16 protein-coding genes are annotated in these 18,860 nt (G+C 58.6%); 11 read left to right on the top strand and 5 right to left on the bottom strand.

Annotated features, from left to right (window positions below; all coding sequences use genetic code 11):
• Nucleotides 1-47: 47 nt before the first annotated feature.
• Complete coding sequence (locus JH25_RS28695) at nucleotides 48-635, bottom strand: hypothetical protein (RefSeq protein ID WP_146097895.1); 588 nt, start codon at nucleotides 633-635, stop codon at nucleotides 48-50.
• A 257-nt stretch (nucleotides 636-892) separates the two neighbouring features.
• On the opposite strand from JH25_RS28695, the gene JH25_RS10750 reads away from it, so the two are divergent.
• The 9 genes from JH25_RS10750 (at nucleotide 893) to yccS (ending at nucleotide 14,003) form a co-directional block, all read left to right on the top strand.
• Complete coding sequence (locus tag JH25_RS10750; protein ID WP_032879033.1) at nucleotides 893-2,335, top strand: TldD/PmbA family protein; 1,443 nt, start codon at nucleotides 893-895, stop codon at nucleotides 2,333-2,335.
• Nucleotides 2,335-3,651 (top strand): TldD/PmbA family protein, encoded by a 1,317-nt coding sequence (locus JH25_RS10755; protein ID WP_032879031.1) that lies wholly within the window; start codon nucleotides 2,335-2,337, stop codon nucleotides 3,649-3,651. The genes JH25_RS10750 and JH25_RS10755 overlap by 1 nt, the downstream gene beginning before the upstream one ends.
• A gap of 247 nt (nucleotides 3,652-3,898) precedes the next feature.
• Nucleotides 3,899-5,416 (top strand): hypothetical protein, encoded by a 1,518-nt coding sequence (locus JH25_RS27665; protein WP_164699528.1) that lies wholly within the window; start codon nucleotides 3,899-3,901, stop codon nucleotides 5,414-5,416.
• A gap of 75 nt (nucleotides 5,417-5,491) precedes the next feature.
• A complete protein-coding gene (locus tag JH25_RS0127230; protein ID WP_050549381.1) occupies nucleotides 5,492-6,229 on the top strand; it encodes a hypothetical protein in 738 nt (245 codons plus the stop codon).
• A 214-nt stretch (nucleotides 6,230-6,443) separates the two neighbouring features.
• Nucleotides 6,444-7,316, top strand: coding sequence for an alpha/beta fold hydrolase (locus JH25_RS10760; protein ID WP_032879030.1), 873 nt, complete (start codon nucleotides 6,444-6,446; stop codon nucleotides 7,314-7,316).
• A 53-nt stretch (nucleotides 7,317-7,369) separates the two neighbouring features.
• Nucleotides 7,370-8,797, top strand: coding sequence for a multidrug transporter subunit MdtD (gene mdtD / locus JH25_RS10765; RefSeq protein ID WP_032879027.1), 1,428 nt, complete (start codon nucleotides 7,370-7,372; stop codon nucleotides 8,795-8,797).
• Nucleotides 8,798-8,927: 130 nt separating this feature from the next.
• Entirely contained in the window at nucleotides 8,928-10,265 is a 1,338-nt protein-coding gene (dbpA, locus tag JH25_RS10770) for an ATP-dependent RNA helicase DbpA (RefSeq protein ID WP_232289440.1), read from the top strand.
• A 159-nt stretch (nucleotides 10,266-10,424) separates the two neighbouring features.
• Nucleotides 10,425-11,603 (top strand): NAD(P)/FAD-dependent oxidoreductase, encoded by a 1,179-nt coding sequence (locus JH25_RS10775; protein WP_032879024.1) that lies wholly within the window; start codon nucleotides 10,425-10,427, stop codon nucleotides 11,601-11,603.
• Nucleotides 11,604-11,819: 216 nt separating this feature from the next.
• Nucleotides 11,820-14,003, top strand: a complete 2,184-nt coding sequence (gene yccS, locus JH25_RS10780) for a YccS family putative transporter (RefSeq protein WP_005792181.1) — start codon at nucleotides 11,820-11,822, stop codon at nucleotides 14,001-14,003.
• 4 nt (nucleotides 14,004-14,007) lie between these two features.
• Here the strand turns inward: yccS and JH25_RS10785 are convergent, their stop codons facing one another.
• Nucleotides 14,008-14,745, bottom strand: a complete 738-nt coding sequence (locus tag JH25_RS10785) for a substrate-binding periplasmic protein (protein WP_032879022.1) — start codon at nucleotides 14,743-14,745, stop codon at nucleotides 14,008-14,010.
• A gap of 197 nt (nucleotides 14,746-14,942) precedes the next feature.
• Here JH25_RS10785 and JH25_RS10790 point away from each other — a divergent pair, with 197 nt between their 5' ends.
• Nucleotides 14,943-15,395, top strand: a complete 453-nt coding sequence (locus JH25_RS10790) for a GNAT family N-acetyltransferase (protein WP_032879021.1) — start codon at nucleotides 14,943-14,945, stop codon at nucleotides 15,393-15,395.
• 36 nt (nucleotides 15,396-15,431) lie between these two features.
• On the opposite strand, the gene JH25_RS10795 is transcribed toward JH25_RS10790, so the two are convergent.
• Genes JH25_RS10795 through JH25_RS10805 form a run of 3 tightly spaced genes read right to left on the bottom strand, consistent with a single transcriptional unit; the run spans nucleotide 15,432 to nucleotide 18,394 of the window.
• Complete coding sequence (locus tag JH25_RS10795; protein WP_032879019.1) at nucleotides 15,432-15,728, bottom strand: winged helix-turn-helix domain-containing protein; 297 nt, start codon at nucleotides 15,726-15,728, stop codon at nucleotides 15,432-15,434.
• 17 nt (nucleotides 15,729-15,745) lie between these two features.
• Nucleotides 15,746-16,246, bottom strand: a complete 501-nt coding sequence (locus JH25_RS10800; protein WP_032879017.1) for a M48 metallopeptidase family protein — start codon at nucleotides 16,244-16,246, stop codon at nucleotides 15,746-15,748.
• A gap of 42 nt (nucleotides 16,247-16,288) precedes the next feature.
• Entirely contained in the window at nucleotides 16,289-18,394 is a 2,106-nt protein-coding gene (locus tag JH25_RS10805; protein ID WP_032879015.1) for a putative bifunctional diguanylate cyclase/phosphodiesterase, read from the bottom strand.
• 310 nt (nucleotides 18,395-18,704) lie between these two features.
• Here JH25_RS10805 and JH25_RS10810 point away from each other — a divergent pair.
• Nucleotides 18,705-18,860: polysaccharide lyase family 7 protein (locus tag JH25_RS10810; protein WP_032879013.1), on the top strand; the 156-nt coding region annotated here is incomplete at its 3' end.

Raw genomic sequence — 18,860 nt, 5'->3', positions numbered from 1 at the left:
CACCACGGCCACTAACCCCTTCGGGCTATGTGAAAATTGCCAAGACTTCATACTTCATTGGGTTGGCTTAAATAAGCGGCGTTACGCTCCAAAATTTTCAGTGTAAAAATTGGATTACTTGGAACTATACCTGCGCCTACGGCCACTAGGTGGGCCCACCATTGTGATAAAACATTCTTTTTCTCCTTCAAACAAAGTGAATAAGTAGTCTTGGCAAAGGTTTTCGGAAAATGGAAATGCATACCCACTTTTACTTCATCTTGGCTAAGGTGATCGAGTGTGACATGCTCCCCAGCAGAGTTGAGCAAATAAACATACATAGAATCATCATCCGGCTCCCCCCCACAGAGGAAATCATGTGTAGAAGCGCCACCCAGGGTCGTTCCTGATGTCTCCCTGACCGAGCCGATACACCCAGCACCGGCTGCTCCACCCCCCCTAAAAAATAAAACATAGTGATCATGTCTATACCTGAAATATATCTGCGCAGGCTCATCAGCGTGAGAATTCGCGCACATATATTTCCATTCTTTATTACGAGGTGTTCCGTGACTATCTTCGACTTTAGAAAAACTTACGGGCACGCCTTCTACCCACACCGAAGCTATAAATGACTTTCCACGATCCGTGCTCATAAAATTCACCTTATTAAATAAACGCGGCAATCTCTGCCGCACATCTTAAAGCTACATAATTAAACAGATGCCGCCACCTGTGAAAACTAACAGCCAGGTAGTCTATTTACGAATAAGAACCCAATAAGAAAGCACATAATTATCTAAGCCGAAGCCCCAAACTTGATACCTCCTCCACACCCGCCTACCCTGATGCCGCACTCACACCCCACGCTGCCACTGCTGCCTCAGCGCTCCACTACAAGGAGGTTCTCCGAATGTTCGACAACCACCAGCGGCTCAAACAGCACTTCAGTGCCCTGCGCACCCGTGCCGAATTCTTCTCCCTGCGCTACGTACGCGAATCCGGTCAGTACCTGTCGGTACGCAAGAACGTCGCCGAGCCACCACACCTGAGCCACGATGAAGGCGCCATGCTTACCGTGCGTCTCAATGGCGTGGAAGCCTATGCCGCGACCAACGACATTTCCCTTGCCGGCCTGCAAGCGGCCCTTGAGCGCGCCGAACAGCAAGCCCGGATGATCCAGCCCCACGCCCTGCTCGACCTGCACCAGCAGCCGGTTTCCAATGAAGTCGCCGACTACCTGTCTCCGGACCTTGATCAGCCCTTCCCACCCCTGAGCGACTGCTACCAATTGCTCGGCGATGAATCTGCCGCCGTGCCCAAGGATGAACGCCTGGTGACTTGGGAAGTCAGCCTGGGCACCACCCATGTTGAGCAGATCTACCTCAACAGCGCCGGCGCGCAATTGCGCCAGGCTCAGCGCTTCGTCTTTCCTGGCCTGAGTGTCACCGCCTTCGACGGCAACGACAGCCAGACCCGCACCCTGGGCGGTACCAACTTCGGCCAGCAAGGCAGTGCCGGTGTGATCCAGCGCTTTGGCCTGGTGGGCGCCGCCCGCAAGGTGGCCGACGAAGCCCTGCAATTGCTGCTCGCACCCAATACGCCCCACGGCCAACGTGACCTGCTGCTGATGCCCGACCAGATGATCCTGCAGATCCACGAGTCCATCGGCCATCCGCTGGAACTCGACCGCATCCTCGGTGACGAGCGTAACTACGCCGGCACCAGTTTTGTGAAGGCCAGCGACTTCGGCCATCTGCAATACGGCTCACCGCTGCTTAACGTGACCTTCGACCCGGACATCCCCGAACAGCTCGCCAGCTACAGCCATGACGACGACGGCACCCGCGCCAGCAAGCAATTCCTGATCCGCGATGGCCTGCTGCTCAAGCCCCTGGGCGGTGCGTTGTCGCAATTTCGCGCCGACTTGCCAGGCGTTGCCAACAGCCGCGCCTGCGGCTGGAACCGCCCGCCCATCGACCGCATGGCCAACCTGAATATCGAGGCCGGCGATAAAAGCATGGAGCAACTGGTGGGTGGCATTGAAAACGGCATCCTGATGTCGACCAACCGTTCGTGGTCCATCGACGATGCGCGCAACAAGTTCCAGTTCGGTTGCGAGTGGGGCCAGTTGATCGAAAACGGCGAACTCAAGGGCGTGGTGAAGAACCCCAACTATCGGGCAATTTCCGCGCAATTCTGGCGCAACCTCAGCGCGGTCGGCGACGCCAGCACCTTCAAGGTATTGGGCACGCCCAACTGCGGCAAGGGCGAGCCCAACCAGGTGATCCGCGTCGGCCATGCGTCGCCGGCCTGTGTATTCAGTAACATTGACGTATTTGGGGGCGATGCCTGATGAACCACTTCAAGGCACTGGTGGACTGGCTCAAGCAGGCCGTCACCGACAAGGAGCAGTTCCACCTGGGTTACGCGGATGAATCGTCCGAGTTCGTGCGTTTTAACCACGCACAGGTGCGCCAGGCCGGCCAAGTGCAACAGGCCAGCCTGAACCTCAAGCTGATCAACGATGGCCGCCACGCCGATCTGGGCATCACCCTGTCCGGCGAGGCGGCACTGGATCGCCAGCGTCTGGCCGATGCCCTGCAACAGCTGCGTGAAACCCTGCCGCTACTGCCACGTGATCCGTACCTGCTGCTCAACCACAACGCCTGGCAAAGCAGCAACGAACAGCGACGGCCGCTGCCGGCGCTGGCCCAGGTGCTGGACGATATCAGCCAGGCTGCCGACGGCGTCGACCTGGTCGGTTTCTACGCCGCCGGCCCCATCAGCCGTGGTTTCGCCAGTTCCTCGGGCGCGTTCGGCTGGCATTGCGCCAACAGCTTCAACTTCGATTTCAGCCTGTTCCACGCCAATGGCGAAGCGGTCAAGGCCAGCTACGCCGGGCACACCTGGGACAGCGCCGAATTTGCCGCACGCTTTCAACAGGCCCGCGAGCAACTGGCGTTTCTGGGGCGGCCGCTGCACAAGCTGGCGCCCGGCCAATACCGTGCCTACCTTGCACCGCCAGCGCTGGAAGAAATCATCAGCATCATTACCTGGGGTGGTTTTTCGGCCCAGGCCATCGCCAGCAAAGGCAGTTCGTTGCAGCGCCTGTATGCCGGTGAACAATCACTGAGCCCGCTGGTGACAATCAATGAACAGATCAGCGGTTCCCTGAGCCAGGCGTTTTCCACCGAAGGCTACCCGCGCGGGGATGTGCCCCTGATCCGGGCAGGCAAGGCCGAGGGTCAGTTGATCAACTCTCGCAGCGCCGCCGAATACGGTTTGAGCACCAACGGCGCCAGCAGCGACGAGTCGCCCAGCGCCTTGCAAATGGCGGCAGGCAGCCTGGCCCAGGCCGATATCCTCAAGCAGTTGGGCACCGGGTTATATATCAGCAACCTCTGGTACCTGAACTATTCCGACCTGCCAGCGGCGCGCCTGACCGGCATGACGCGCTTCGCCACGTTCTGGGTGGAAAACGGCGAAATCAAGGCGCCGGTCAGCACCATGCGTTTTGATGACAGTGTCTATCAGTTGCTCGGCTCGCAACTTGAGGCCCTGACCGCTGATCGGGAGTTGTTGCTCTCGGCCAGCACTTACAGCCAGCGCAATACCGCCTCCAACCTGCTGCCGGGTGCCTTGGTCAAGCGCCTGACCTTGACGCTGTGAAACTTTCACAGCCCGCGTAAAAACTAATGGCAGCCACTCCGGCTGCCATTAGTTATATAAGTGTCCGGCTATTTCCCTTCCTGCGTACAAACCGACCCAAGGCCGGATTTATCCTGCATCCAAAACCAATCGAGGTCACTCTCTGTAACCTATCCTCTCACCTATAGCGGGAACGCATTGCAGCAACAGGACACTTACAACAGTGATTCATTTGCGGGCAACCCACTATCAACTGCGGAGCATACTTATGAGCCTGAGCATTTCGACGCCCACCGGCAGTCATCGGTCGAGCGTAAATAGCTATTCACAAACAAGGGGCAAATCCGCAAATAACACGTCGAGCTCTGAAAACAAACTATTGTCTTCACACCTCCTCCGCGCCGTGCCTACCGAAACATCCGCAACACATGTCATGTCAGGAAAAGATAGAGGCGCCCCACCCAGTAACTTGTGGACTGGCTTGTATGCCACCTATGAAAAATACCCCTACTTTGGCCGTTATGACCACGATGACTGGGTGGCGGTAATTAAGGCCGCCATGTCGGGCCTCGGCCAGAGCCCCTTGAGTATTTTTGATGAAGTCAAGGACACCGGAAACGGCTACAACATCACCATGAAAGACGACTTCAAACTGCATATATCCAACGATGAACTAGCACTGGCTACCCACCATGCCAAGTTTGCGGGCGACGATGAGGGCATGCTAAAAGATGCACGCTTTATTTTTGCGATCATGAATAAACGCAAGCACCTTGAAGCACAATACAACTACAGAAAAATCGATTATCGCACCCATATTCACCAACACAGCTTTGGTGCTGTTCTGAGCTCTTCTGATTACGGGATCAGCGGGTACGAGGGTTTAAAGCTTTTAGGGCTTGACTACCAACTACAGCATGTGTGGTCTCAGGACGTAGGGAACCAGGTAGCCGTACCGGCAATGAAGGTATTTTCGAGTAAGCGCGGCATGATTAATGACGGCTTTATGGAAAACTACGGGCACAAGAAAAAGGTACCACAATGGATAGAAAGCTTTATTGTCCTCAAGGCCCCCCACACCTCCATGCCCACGCCTATTGCGGTCCCTCAGATATCAACACCTCCCACCTTCACGCTCGAACCCCTTCCCCCTGAAGGTGATGTTCAGGCCGACCATGAACTTCCGGAGCTTTCTGCCAAACGAAATGGACAGAAACCAGATAACCTGGTCACCGGGTTTTATACGCAAAGACCTTTTGTCTTTCAAGGTGAGACTTCAACCCACGCCGATGTCATAAAATTGCTGATGTCCAAGTTCGGGCAGAGCCCAACTGATGTTTTTTCAAATGTAAAATTCGCCCATAACGCCTATCAGGTCACCTTTAGGGACGGATTTGAATTGACCCTCTCGCGGGACGAACTTGAGCAAGCCCAACAACACTCCTTATTCATCGGGCACGATGATGGCATGATAAAGGACGCCAACTTCATCTTCGCAGCCTACATCAAACGTCAACAACTCCAGCCCCCCATGCGTTCCTTTGGGCAGAGTTTCGAAGCAGCACTGATTGGCAACATTGATGGCCGTACGGTAAAAAATGTTCTGGAAGGGATGGGCGTGAGCTCATCTATTAAATACATGGAAAGAGCGGGCGATGCCGATGGCCTGACCGTGTTGATCGGCAGTAACGCTGGTGGGCTGTTCTACAACGGCAGGCTCATAAAGGAAGGTAAAAACCTTCCTGGGGATGAGAAGGTACACACCCACGGATATCAACTCGCATAATAATAAATCCTCACCGTCAGTTCTCAGACAACCTGTTCACCGACAGTCTCCTTTATGCACCCCGAGTCAATTACTATGAATATCGGTTTCTCCCCACTGAATGGCCTCAACTATCCAACCCCTTACGATAATAGTCGCATCAACAATCGCCACTTGGAAAAAGGCGAATTCAATGCTGCCTACACCCGCAAAGATGATGCCCCCGCCCGTACAATTGTTCGCTCGACCACCGACTCGGGCATCAGACCAAAAAACATATGGCGAGATTTCTTTCAAGTCACCGAAGGTAACTGTGTCACGGTGTCAGCCATCAAGGCGGCGATGGCCAAGTTCGGCAGCCATCCAGAGGGTATTTATAAAAAGATAACCCGGACACCTGAAGGTTATGACGTAGTGATGCGCGACGATGTCCGCATCACCCTGACCCATCAAGAACTGCTTCAAGCCATGGAGCACACAGGATTCGCTGGTAGCGGCAAGGTCTTGCGACATGCCGTTTTTCTATATGCGGCCAGCGCAAAGCGGGCGCAGAACGAAAACAATGACCACCGGGCCAGCCAGAACTTTAAGACCGCAATGGACACCTTGAACGACGGAGAACACCCTGGTGAAGCGTTAACACGCCTTGGGCTCAAGCACTCTATGCGCAGCGGCACTCTTGAGGAATTAAAAAATGGAGCGATAGGTACCCTTGCCAACTCCAGCCATTCTGTCGCCGTCATTGATGGCCATATCGACTTGTGGAGTATCAAAGTTCCTCTTGGCGACTCACCATTCGACAGTAAAGAAAATACCGTATTGGTGTTGGCTTAAATCAATCTTTGCCTGACTTGCCTGTAAGTGGACTCATCTGTCAGGCAAATCCCTTCCCACTGGTAAACTTTCTGCGGTGCTCTCATTTGGCGAATCCGCCTATTGTCCCCTCCCTGATTCCTCGTTATAAGGCTTGATGGCATCCCGCCACCCCACCCACGTGCCCGCACGTGATGCATGACCTTGCCTGGACTGGGCAAGCTGGAGCCTTCAGATGAACCATGGAAGTTTTGTCATAGAGAAGCTGTTCAAACACTACAACGTTCACGTAGAGCAGCTCGGTAACCATCCGCATAGAAAAACCGTACTGATGGTCAATGGCGCGCTGTCCACCACGCGCTCCTTTGCCCGCACCAGCAAATGCCTGGCCGAGCATTTCAATGTGCTGCTGTTCGACTTGCCGTTCTCCGGCTACTCGCGCGAGCACAACACCGACCTTGACCTGGTCACCAAGGACGACGAGGTGCAAATCCTGCGTGCCCTGGTGGAACGCTTTGAGGTCAACCATCTGGTGTCGGCCTCGTGGGGCGGCATCTCTACGCTGCTGACCCTGGCGCACAACCCGCCCTCCATCGAAAGCTCGGTGGTGATGGCCCTGGCGCCCAACCTCAACCAGGCCATGCTCGAATACGTGGAGCGCGTGCGCGTGTTGATCGAGGCCGATGACAAATCTGCGGTCGGCCACCTGCTCAACGAGACGGTCGGCAAATACCTGTCGCCGCGCCTCAAGCGCAACAACCATCGGCACCTGTCGACCATGGCCACTACCGAGTACCGCCAGGCGCGCTTTCACATTCACCAGGTCCTGGCCTTGGGCGATGGCAACTACTTGCCAGCGCTGCGACAGATCGAGACGCCGGTGCACTTTCTCAACGGTGCCCTGGACGAATACACCCCGGCCGCCGAGGCCCAGCTGTTCAAACAATATGTAGGCCGCAGCAGCTTTGCGGTGGCCGAGCACACCGGCCACCTGCTAGACCTGGAGTCTCGGGAGGCGGCGCTGGCAGTTCACCGTGCATTGCTGGATTTCCTGGTCGGAGAGCACGCAACGTTGTCGGACTTAGACGAACCGCCAGTGGGAAAATGAGCGACGAATGGCGCATAATCGCCAACACATAGCCTGCTAATAAAAGGGTCCCCATGCCGAATCGTGCCCCTCTCGATGCCAAGACCGCCCGCTGGCTCCCCTGGGTGGTAGCGATTGCCTTCTTCATGCAATCGCTGGATGGGACGATCCTCAACACGGCTCTGCCGGCCATGGCCCGGGACCTCGCGGAGAACCCGCTGCGCATGCAGGGGGTGGTGATCGCCTACATGCTCACCGTCGCCCTGCTGATCCCCGCATCGGGCTGGATCGCCGACCGCTTTGGCACCAAGAAGATTTTCTTTGGCGCGATCATGCTGTTCAGCCTCGGCTCACTGCTGTGCGCGTTGTCCAGCAGCCTGACCATGCTGGTGGGCGCACGGGTGATCCAGGGCTTGGGCGGTGCGCTGATGCTGCCGGTCGGGCGGCTAGTAGTGCTGCGCGCTTATCCACGCTCCGAGCTGGTGCGCATCATGGGCTTCATCACCATCCCCGGCCTGCTCGGCCCATTACTGGGCCCGACCATGGGCGGCTGGATGGTGCAATACCTGACCTGGCACTGGATCTTCCTGATCAACCTGCCGGTGGGCATGATCGGCTGCTATGCCGTGTGGAAATTCATTCCCGACCTGCGCGGCAGCGAACGCACGCGCTTCGACGGCCTGGGTTTCCTGCTGTTCGGCGCGGCAATGGTGCTGATCACCATCGCCATGGAGGGCCTGGGCGAACTGCACCTGCCGCACCTGCGGGTCATATTGCTGCTGTTCGGCGGGTTCGCCTGCCTGGCGGCGTACTGGCTGCGCGCCGGGCATATTGATAACCCGTTGTTCTCGCCGGTGCTGTTCAAGACCCGCACCTTTGCCGTCGGCATTCTGGGCAACCTGTTTGCGCGGCTGGGCAGCGGCGCACTGCCGTTCCTGGTACCGCTGCTGTTGCAGGTGGCACTGGGTTACTCGCCATCGGAAGCCGGGATGAGCATGCTGCCACTCGCGGCGGCGGCGATGTTTGCCAAATCCGTGGCAAGGCCGTTGATCGAGCGCCTCGGTTATCGCATCGTGCTGACCGGCAACACCTTGGCTCTGGGCATCATGCTGGCGAGCATGGGCCTGGTCAGCGAGCACACGCCCTACCCGCTGCTGCTGGCAATGCTGGCGGTGCTGGGGGCGATCAACTCCCTGCAATTCACCGCGATGAACACCGTGACCCTGATCGACCTCGACGACGCCCAGGCCAGCAGCGGCAACAGTCTGTTGTCGGTGGTGGCGCAGTTGTCCCTCAGCCTCGGCGTGGCCTGTGCCGGCGCGTTGCTTGGCGGGTTTACTGCCGAGGCCGGCAATGACGGTGTGGAGAGTGTCCTCGGCGCGTTCCAGTTGACCTTCCTCACCGTGGGCATCATGGCGATGCTGGCGGCGGCGATCTTCCTGCAATTGTCGCCAAAAGACGGCAAACGCGTGGTCAGCCGCGAGCACGATATCGAGCACTGACGGGCTTCTCGTCGAGAACTTGCGGGGAAAACCCCACAGGGCTGGTACACTGCGCGACATTTTGTTTTGCAGAGCCAGTCCCGTGACTACCATCGCCACCGCTTTTAATACTTTGCCCCTGTCCGCCGCCATGCTGGCTAACCTCGACTCGCTGGGTTACGTCGAGATGACGCAGATCCAGGCGCAAAGCTTGCCGGTGATCCTCAAGGGGCTGGACCTGATTGCCCAGGCCAAGACCGGCAGCGGCAAGACCGCCGCCTTCGGCATCGGCCTGTTGAACCCGATCAACCCACGTTACTTCGGTTGCCAGGCGCTGGTGATGTGCCCCACCCGTGAACTGGCCGACCAGGTCGCCAAGGAAATCCGTCGCCTGGCCCGTGCCGAAGACAACATCAAGGTGCTGACCCTGTGCGGCGGCGTGTCCCTCGGCCCGCAGATCGCCTCCCTGGAGCATGGCGCTCACGTCATCGTCGGCACCCCGGGCCGTATCCAGCAGCACCTGCGCAAAGGCTCGCTGGTACTGGACGGCCTGAACACCCTGATCCTCGACGAAGCTGACCGTATGCTCGACATGGGCTTCTACGACGCCATCGAAGACATCATCAGCAAGACCCCACCACGCCGCCAGACCCTGCTGTTCTCGGCCACCTACCCGGTGAGCATCAAGCAGCTGGCGTCCAAGTTCATGCGTGCGCCGCAGCAGGTGAAGGCCGAGGCGTTCCACTCCGATGACCAGATCGAACAGCGCTTCTACGAAATCTCACCGGAAGAGCGCATGGACGCGGTGACCAAGGTGCTCGCGCACTTCCGCCCGGCTTCCTGCGTGGCGTTCTGCTTCACCAAGCAGCAAGTGCAGGAAACTGTCGACCACCTGACAGCCAAAGGCATTTCCGCCGTCGGCCTGCACGGCGACCTGGAACAACGCGACCGTGACCAGGTACTGGCGATGTTCGCCAACCGCAGCACCTCGGTGCTGGTGGCTACCGACGTGGCTGCCCGTGGCCTGGACATCGACTCGCTGGACATGGTGATCAACGTCGAACTGGCCCGCGACTCGGAAATCCACATCCACCGCGTTGGCCGTACCGGTCGTGCTGGCGAGACCGGTATCGCCATCAGCCTGGTGGCGCCGTCCGAAGCGCACCGCGCCCAGGCCATCGAGCAACTGCAGAAGTCGCCGCTGAACTGGGACCAACTGGACAACCTCAAGCCACAAAGCGGTGGCCCGCTGCTGCCGCAGATGAGCACCCTGTGCATCGCCGCCGGGCGTAAAGACAAAGTCCGCCCAGGCGACATTCTGGGTGCATTGACCGGTGAAGCCGGCATTCCGGGCGCCCAGGTCGGCAAGATTGCGATCTTTGACTTCCAGGCATTCGTGGCCGTGGAACGCGGGATCGCCAAGCAGGCGTTGCAGCGCTTGAATGACGGCAAGATCAAAGGCCGTTCGTTGCGCGTGCGGATCCTGTAAATATCTCGCACACCAATGGAGATTCAAATGTGGGAGGGGGCTTGCTCCCGATAGCGGAGTCTCAGTCAATATAGATGTGACTGAACCACCGCCATCGGGAGCAAGCCCCCTCCCACATTTGACTGTATTTCAATTCAGAATTTGTATGAGGACACCGTTTTGCGCTCGACCGAAGTTGTGATCATTGGCGCCGGCGCCGCAGGCTTGATGTGCGCACTGACCGCCGCCGGGCGTGGGCGCAAAGTGATGCTGATCGACCACGCCAACAAGGCCGGCAAGAAGATCCTGATGTCCGGTGGCGGCCGCTGCAACTTCACCAATATGTACACCGAGCCTGCCAACTTCCTCTCGCATAACGCGCACTTCTGCAAGTCGGCCCTGGCGCGCTACACCCAGTGGGATTTCATTGGGCTGGTGGCCAAGCACGGCGTGCCGTACCACGAGAAAAAACTCGGCCAGCTGTTCTGCGATAACAAGTCCAGCGACATCCTCGGCATGTTGCTCGATGAGTGCATCCAGACCGGCGTGAGCCTGCACCTGGACACCTCCATCGAGGAAATCGCCAGGCTCGATAGCGGCTACCAATTGCAGACCACGCTCGGCGAGTTGCACTGCGAGTCGCTGGTGATTGCCACCGGTGGCTTGTCGATCCCCACATTGGGCGCCACCGGTTTTGGCTATCAAGTGGCCAAGCAATTTGGCCACGAACTGCTGCCAACCCGCGCCGGGCTGGTGCCGTTTACCATCACCGACCAGCTCAAGCCATTGTGCAGTGAGTTATCCGGCACTTCAGTGGATTGCCTGGTGAGCTGCAACGGCCAGAGCTTTCGCGAGAACATGCTGTTCACCCATCGCGGCCTGAGCGGGCCGGCGATTTTGCAGATCTCGTCTTACTGGGAATCCGGCGACACGGTGGAAATCAACCTGTTGCCCGATCATGACGCCCATGACTGGCTGCAACAGCAACAGGCCGAGCATCCCAACAGCGAGCTAAAGACCCTGCTGGGGGAGATTTTCACCAAGAAGATGGCCAACCTGCTGGCCCAAAGCTGGTTCGAATCCAAACCGATGAAGCAGTACACCCATGCTGAAATTGCCGATATCGCGCAAAAGCTTGGGAGCTGGCAACTCGTACCGGCCGGCACCGAGGGCTATCGCACTGCCGAGGTAACCTTAGGTGGAGTGGACACGCGGGAAGTGTCGTCCAAGACCATGGAATCACTGAAAAGCCCTGGCCTGTACTTCATCGGCGAAGTGCTGGATGTGACCGGTCACTTGGGCGGGTTCAACTTTCAGTGGGCCTGGGCGTCGGGCTACGCAGCCGCGCAATACGCCTGACACAACGCAGTAAAAATGTGGGAGGGGGCTTGCTCCCGATGGCGGTGTATCAGTCAGTACATCTGTTACTGATACACCGCCATCGGGAGCAAGCCCCCTCCCACATTGGTTTTGTAGTGATCTTGAAAAATTTGCTGTTGGATGTGATCACCACACTTGCCGTGGCGTCCTTGATAGCTCAATTTAGCGACAACGTCCCGGAAGACTCCAGACTTCATGTCATCGACCTCGTTCAAGCAGTCCATGCGGCGCCTGTGGGCGCTGGATAAATTCAGCTACAGCGTACGGGTGTTCATCGCCCTCACCGGCAGCATGGCGCTGTGTTGGTACCAGGATGAAATGACGCTGTTGATCCCGCTGTTCCTGGGGATTATCGCCAGTGCCCTGGCCGAGACTGATGACAGTTGGCAGGGCCGCCTCAACGCCCTGGCGGTGACACTGGTGTGTTTCAGCATCGCCGCGCTGTCGGTGGAATTGCTGTTCCCCTACCCCTGGATCTTTGCCATCGCCCTGGCCCTGGCCAGTTTCTCCCTGACCATGCTCGGTGCGCTGGGCGAACGCTATGGCGCGATTGCCTCGGCCACCCTGATTCTGTCGGTCTACACCATGATCGGCGTGGACCAGCGCGGCGGCGCCGTCACCGACTTCTGGCATGAGCCGCTGCTGCTGGTGGCCGGCGCCGCCTGGTACGGCGTGCTGTCGGTGCTGTGGCAGGCGTTGTTTTCCAACCAGCCGGTGCAGCAGAGCCTGGCGCGGTTGTTCCGTGAGCTGGGGCGCTATCTCAAGCTCAAGTCATCCTTGTTCGAGCCGATCCGCCAACTGGATGTGGAAGCCCGGCGCCTGGAACTGGCGCAGCAAAATGGCCGGGTGGTCGCCGCGCTGAATGCGGCCAAGGAAATCATTCTGCACCGTGTCGGCAATGGTCGACCGGGCTCGAAGGTCAGCCGCTACCTGAAGCTGTATTTCCTGGCCCAGGACATCCACGAACGCGCCAGTTCGTCTCACTACCCGTACAACGCCCTGACCGATGCCTTTTTCCACAGCGATGTGCTGTTTCGCTGCCAGCGCCTGCTGCGCCAGCAAGGCAAAGCCTGCCAGACCCTGGCAGAATCGATCCAACTGCGCCAACCGTTCATATATGACGACAGCTTCGCCGAGGCCCTGGGCGACCTGAACGCCTCCCTGGAGCACCTGCGCATCCAGAGCAACCCCGCCTGGCGTGGCCTGTTGCGCTCGTTGCGCGCCTTGGCCGCCAACCTGTCCACCCTCGACCGCCTGCTGGGCGACGCCAGCAACCCCGATGCCCTGGCCGACGCTACCGACAGCAACCTGTTGGACCGCGCCCCGCGTAACTTCAAGGAAATGTGGACGCGCCTGCGCACCCAACTCACGCCGACGTCATTGCTGTTTCGGCACGCCTTGCGCCTGTCACTGGCATTGACCATCGGCTATGGCACCCTGCACGCCATCCACGCGTCCCAAGGTTACTGGATCATCCTCACCACCCTGTTCGTCTGTCAGCCGAGCTACGGCGCCACCCGCCGCAAACTCGGCCAGCGGATCATCGGCACCGCCATCGGCCTGACCGTGGCCTGGGCGCTGTTCGATTTGTTCCCCAACCCGGTCGTGCAATCGATGTTCGCCATCGCTGCGGGCCTGGTGTTCTTTATCAACCGCACCACGCGCTACACCCTGGCGACTGCAGCGATCACCCTGATGGTGCTGTTCTGCTTCAACCAGGTGGGCGATGGCTACGGGCTGTTTCTGCCTCGCCTGTTCGATACCCTGCTTGGCAGCCTGATCGCGGGGCTGGCGGTATTCCTGTTCCTGCCGGACTGGCAAGGCCGGCGCCTGAACAAAGTGCTGGCCAATACTCTGACATGCAACAGCATCTACCTGCGCCAGATCATGCAGCAATACGCCGCCGGCAAGAGCGACGACCTGGCCTACCGCCTGGCCCGGCGCAACGCGCATAACGCCGATGCCGCGCTATCCACTACGCTGGCGAATATGCTGATGGAGCCTGGGCACTTTCGTAAGGAGGCCGACGTAGGCTTTCGCTTTCTGGTGCTGTCACACACCTTGCTCAGCTATTTGTCGGGATTGGGTGCGCACCGCGAAACCCAGCTACCGGCCGACGTGCGTGAGCATTTGATCGAAGGCGCAGGCAACAGCCTGGCGGCAAGCATTGATGAGATCGCCAGCGGCCTGGCCAACAAACAGCCGATTGCGATCCAGAGTGATGCCGAGGAAGGGTTGGCGGCAGAGTTGGAGCAAATGCCGGATGAGATCGATGAGGCGCAGCGGCTGGTGCAAACGCAGTTGGCGTTGATTTGTCGGCAGCTGGGGCCGTTGCGCACGTTGGCCGCGCACTTGATCAAAGACACCAGCGCGGCTTAGGCCGCTACATCCCATGCGCCTTCATCAACCGCGCATAACTGCCATCCGCCTTCATCCGCGCAATCTCCCGATCAAAACCGGCAACAATCTGCGCGTGTTCGGGGTTCTTCAGGCTGACCAGGATATGCAAGCTGTTCTGGCTCAAGGGCTCGCCCACAAACGCCACGGCATTGCGCACCCGCGGCGATTCCCGCGCCAGGTAGTAACGCGCTACGTATTCATCCTCCAGCGTCAACCGCACGCGCCGGGCCGCCAACATGCGCACGGCCATGGCAAAGTTGTGCACCGGCACTTTCTGCAACAGTGTGTCTTGGTCAAACGCTGCCGAGTAGGCGTAGCCGCGCACCACGGCGATCGTCTCGTCGTGCAGTTCTGTCAGGTTGCGATAAGCAATGGGATCATCGCTACGCTTGAGAAAGCGCACACGGTTAAGCAAATACTCGCCGGAAAATTGCCCCAACTGCGTACGGGCCTCGTCGTACCAGGCGTTGATCAGCACGTCGTAGCGTCCGTCCCCCACCCCTTTCAAGGCGCGAGCCCAAGGCACCTGGTCAAAATCACTGGCATACCCCGCACGGGCCAGGGCCGTGCTGACGATATCCGTGGCCAGGCCGCCATTGATCAGGGTGGCATCGGTAAACGGCGGCCAGCTATCCGCCACCAGGCGCAGGCGTTGTGCCAACACCGGTTGGGCCAGTAACAACACGGCGATCAAAGCAACGGCACGAGTCAATCGCGGCATGCTCAAAGTCCTTGGCGGGCAGGCAGTGGCCTGATAACAGTAGCTCATCAATGAGCGTGCACTGCAGATTACACAAAGAAGCCCGCTGCGCCCGCGCCGAATGATGGCAAATTGACGCTATTCACAAAATTACCATTTTAGACACCAGCGCCCGCCGCGCTTACTATTCTTGGCACGTCTTTATACGAGCACACATCATGACGGTTGATTGGGTCTGCAAACATCACGACGACTTGGGCAAGGAACAGCTGTACGCCATCCTGCGCCTGCGCAACGAGGTCTTCGTCGTCGAGCAACAATGCGTTTACCAGGACATCGACGGCCAGGATCTGGCGGGCGATACCCACCACTTGATGGCCTGGCAAGATGATGAGCTGGTGGCTTACCTGCGGCTACTGGACCCTGAGTCCCAGGGCGACGACGTAGTGATCGGCCGCGTCATCGTAGCAAAGGTGGCACGGGGCACCGGGCTGGGGCATCAAATGATGGAGGAAGCGCTCAAGCGCATTGAGAGTATCTGGCCAGAAATGCCGATTTTTCTCTCGGCCCAGGCGCATTTGCAGGGGTATTACGGGCGCTATGGGTTCGTAGTGGTGGGTGAGGAATACCTGGAAGACGATATTCCACATATTGGTATGCGGCGGGCTTGATGGCCTCATCGGGGGCAAGCCCAGCCACCACCTGTGTCAGGGGTAACCCAACACCTGCTTGATCATTGCAAGATTGGCCGCGATCCACCCCCGGTCAATCGCACCCCAATCACGAATCCGATAATGCCCAGCGTGATTACGCGCCCCCTCTTCCTGCTCGAACTCACACACAATATCCAGGTCGGCCAACGCCGCAATCGTGTCCTGGGCCGTGCGCCGTGGCATGCCAGTGGCCTCGGTCAGCGCCGGGACGCTGCTGGCCAACTGGTTGTCGATCAAATACGCCACATACAGGCGGCGATAGAAGCTGCTTTTGGTCTTGCTCACATCCATGGTCTGTCGCCTTGTGGTTAGGGCTTGCCCTGCAAATCTCGCCAGGTAAGGTACACCCGCAGGTCGAATTCCACCTGATGGTAGTCCGGCATCATGTATTGGCAGAGTTTGTAGAACGCCTTGTTGTGGTCCGATTCCTTGAAGTGCGCCAGTTCATGCACCACGATCATGCGTAGAAACTGCGGGGCGGCCTCCTTGAACAGCGAAGCGATGCGAATCTCTTTCTTGGACTTGAGATTACCGCCCTGTACCCGGGAAATCGTGGTGTGCAAACCCAAGGCGCGATGGGTCAGGTCCAGCCGGTTATCGAACAGCACCTTGTCGATGGACGGCGCGTTGCGCAGGTGTTCCTGCTTCAAGGCCAGCGCGTAGGCATACAGCGCCTTGTCGCTCTGCACGGCGTGGCGTTCGGGGTAACGCTGCTCCAGATAGGCACCCAACTGATCCTTGGCGATCAGTTGACGCACTTGCTCCTGAAGCGCAGCGGGATAGGCCTGGAGGTATTTCAACGCAGTCATGGGGTGTGCAACGCAAATGGGACGGGCGCCAGTGTAGCGAATTCAACGCACGCGAGGGTACGACCAGCCTGCAACGTCCTCGGCCATCAACGGCAACGCCGCCCACGGCCCCTGGATATACGTGCAACCATTGGCCTTGAGCCATTCTGTTTGCTCAAGGGTCTCTACACCTTCAGCGATCACCAACACATCAAAATGCCCACACAACTGGATGATGCTGCGGGCCATTGCGGCATCCCGCGACGAGCCTGGCAGGCGCGCCACCAACTGCGGGTCAAGCTTGAGGGTGTCGAACGCAAGATCGCGCAAATGGGCCAGGGAGCAGTGGCCAGCACCAAAGTCATCCAGGGCTATACGCACACCAATGCGGCGCAGTAACTGCAATTGTTTGGTCGACTCCTCAAGATTATTCATCAGGCAGTCTTCACCGATTTCCACCTCCAACTGCCGCCCACGCAGCCCATGTCGCTCCAGTACCTGCTGCAGTTGGTTGGCCAGGTTGGGCATATTGAACTGGCTGCTGCTCAGGCTCACGCTCAGCACCAGCTCAGGGTCGAAGGTAGCTTGCCAGGCCTGGCGCTGGGCAGCGACTTGCTGGTAGATCCAGGTGCTCAACTGGCTGATCAAGCGCGCCTCTTCCAACAACGGCAAAAACAAACCTGGTGGCACATCGCCGACACTCGGATGCTGCCAGCGCAACAGTGCTTCGACACCGCGCAGACGCCCATCATCCAGGCACATCTGGGGTTGGTACACCAAGGTGAAATCCTTGTTCGCAATGGCTGTGCGTACGCTGTCTTCGAGCATCAGCCGCGAACGGGCGCGGCCGTTCATTTCCTGGTCGTAGTAACGATACTGCTGACGTCCGGCGCGCTTGGCTTCGTACATAGCGATATCTGCTGCCCGTAACAGACCGCTCAGGTCCGAGCCGCAATCCGGAAACGTCGCAATGCCAATACTGACGCCGAGCATCACATCCAGACCGTCGACCTGCTGGCACACAGACACTCGCTCGATCAGCTTTTCCGCGATCTTCGCAGCCTGTTCGGGGAACTCAAGCTCCAGCAAGGCGGTGAACTCGTCCCCGCCAATGCGTCCGAGAATGTCGTAGGAACGCAGACATGCCTGCATTTGTTCAGAAACCCAACGCAGCACGCGATCACCGGCGTCGTGGCCCAACGTATCGTTGACTCGCTTGAAGCCATCAAGGTCCAGGTACAGCAATACCAGCGCCTGCTCACTGCGTTCGCCGCGCAGCAACGTATTCTCCACCGCCTGATGAAAACCCCGCCGGTTCAGCAGCCCGGTCAACGGGTCGGTCACGGCCTGGAACTCCAGCTGCTGGTGCAGGTGGCGCACTTCAGACATGTCCAGCACTGTCACCACCATCGCCTGCTGCTCGGCAGGCAAGGGCGCGCAGGATAACGCCACCGGCACCTGCTGCCCGCGACCCGTACGCAAAATGGCATCGTGCTGGCGCCACGTCTGGCCCTTGCGATACGCCTCGTACATCGGGAAGCCCAGCCAAGTGGGCACATGAGGTTTTTGCAGAAAACTGAGGAAACTCTCCCCCTGCAACTCGGCCATCGTGGCATTGAGCAGCCGCGAAATGGCCGGGTTGGCGTACTCGATCACACTGGTTTCGCCCACCACCAGAATGCCCTCGGCGGCGTTATCCAGCACCGAGGCATTAAAGGCGCGGGCCAGTTCCAGGTCATGGCTCAGGCGCTGCAAAGCGCGGCGATTACGCTGGTGATCCAGCAACGCCTGCACCTTGGGCTTGAGGATAAGTGGGTCAAACGGCTTGAACAGGTAGTCGATCGCACCGCTGGCATACCCTTCAAGTACCGCATCGGGTGAATGGGCAGTGGCTGTCAGGAAGATAATCGGCGTCATGCGCGTGCGTTGGCTGCCACGCATCAGGCGTGCCACCTCGAAGCCATCCATACCGGGCATGCGCACGTCCAACAACACCAGGTCGACGTCGTGGGCCAGCAGCAATTCCAAGGCTTCCAGGCCGGAAGCAGCGGTCATTACCCGCCAGTCTTCACACTGCAATAGCGCACGCATGCTGACGAGGTTTTCCGGGTAGTCATCGACCACCAAAAGGACCGAACTGGCATCGCCTGGGTGTGGAGCGCAATCCATGCTACGTCTCTTCCTTGGGGAGCTGCACCGGTCAGTTCTGTTACCAAACCCGGATAAATACTGAGGGCTCACTCTAGCCTCGGTTCCAAAAAAGCAGAAGTGACGTGGATGCCCTCATTGAAACAAAAGCCAGGAAGCCGACTAACGGTAAGGCCCTACAGCCCGCGGCTCATGGGCAACATGGCTTTTTGGCATTCCTCTGACGCCAATTAATTGCCAGCGATTGTTTAACAATTTCACCAGCACCGCCTATAAAGAACCGGTAAGGCCTCTGGGCCAACGTTTTCACCCTCTGTAAAAGGCCAACACCATGATCGACCTCTCCACCTGGAACCTGAGCATTCCGGTCGGCTCCCCGCCCACGACCATCGACACCCCAAGGCTGCTGAGTGGCTTCAACGATCAATACTTCCAGGCCGAAGGCAGCGATGTGCAGTTCTGGACCCCCGTGACCGGCACCCGCACC

The organism is Pseudomonas sp. BRG-100 (assembly GCF_000737955.1).
GTDB classification, from domain to species: domain Bacteria; phylum Pseudomonadota; class Gammaproteobacteria; order Pseudomonadales; family Pseudomonadaceae; genus Aquipseudomonas; species Aquipseudomonas synxantha_A.
The sequence above is the reverse complement of the archived record's forward strand: the minus strand, read 5'-3'. Positions and strand labels throughout refer to the sequence as shown.

Excerpts from the sequence above, each read along its gene's own strand:
- JH25_RS10760 (WP_032879030.1), top strand. The coding sequence starts at position 6,444 with ATGAACCATGGAAGTTTTGTCATAGAGAAGCTGTTCAAACACTACAAC.
- JH25_RS10755 (WP_032879031.1), top strand. The coding sequence starts at position 2,335 with ATGAACCACTTCAAGGCACTGGTGGACTGGCTCAAGCAGGCCGTCACC.
- JH25_RS10790 (WP_032879021.1), top strand. The coding sequence starts at position 14,943 with ATGACGGTTGATTGGGTCTGCAAACATCACGACGACTTGGGCAAGGAA.
- yccS (WP_005792181.1), top strand. The coding sequence starts at position 11,820 with ATGTCATCGACCTCGTTCAAGCAGTCCATGCGGCGCCTGTGGGCGCTG.
- JH25_RS28695 (WP_146097895.1), bottom strand. The coding sequence starts at position 635 with ATGAGCACGGATCGTGGAAAGTCATTTATAGCTTCGGTGTGGGTAGAA.
- JH25_RS10750 (WP_032879033.1), top strand. The coding sequence starts at position 893 with ATGTTCGACAACCACCAGCGGCTCAAACAGCACTTCAGTGCCCTGCGC.
- mdtD (WP_032879027.1), top strand. The coding sequence starts at position 7,370 with ATGCCGAATCGTGCCCCTCTCGATGCCAAGACCGCCCGCTGGCTCCCC.
- JH25_RS10785 (WP_032879022.1), bottom strand. The coding sequence starts at position 14,745 with ATGCCGCGATTGACTCGTGCCGTTGCTTTGATCGCCGTGTTGTTACTG.
- JH25_RS10800 (WP_032879017.1), bottom strand. The coding sequence starts at position 16,246 with ATGACTGCGTTGAAATACCTCCAGGCCTATCCCGCTGCGCTTCAGGAG.
- JH25_RS10805 (WP_032879015.1), bottom strand. The coding sequence starts at position 18,394 with ATGGATTGCGCTCCACACCCAGGCGATGCCAGTTCGGTCCTTTTGGTG.
- JH25_RS27665 (WP_164699528.1), top strand. The coding sequence starts at position 3,899 with ATGAGCCTGAGCATTTCGACGCCCACCGGCAGTCATCGGTCGAGCGTA.
- JH25_RS10795 (WP_032879019.1), bottom strand. The coding sequence starts at position 15,728 with ATGGATGTGAGCAAGACCAAAAGCAGCTTCTATCGCCGCCTGTATGTG.
- JH25_RS0127230 (WP_050549381.1), top strand. The coding sequence starts at position 5,492 with ATGAATATCGGTTTCTCCCCACTGAATGGCCTCAACTATCCAACCCCT.
- dbpA (WP_232289440.1), top strand. The coding sequence starts at position 8,928 with ATGCTGGCTAACCTCGACTCGCTGGGTTACGTCGAGATGACGCAGATC.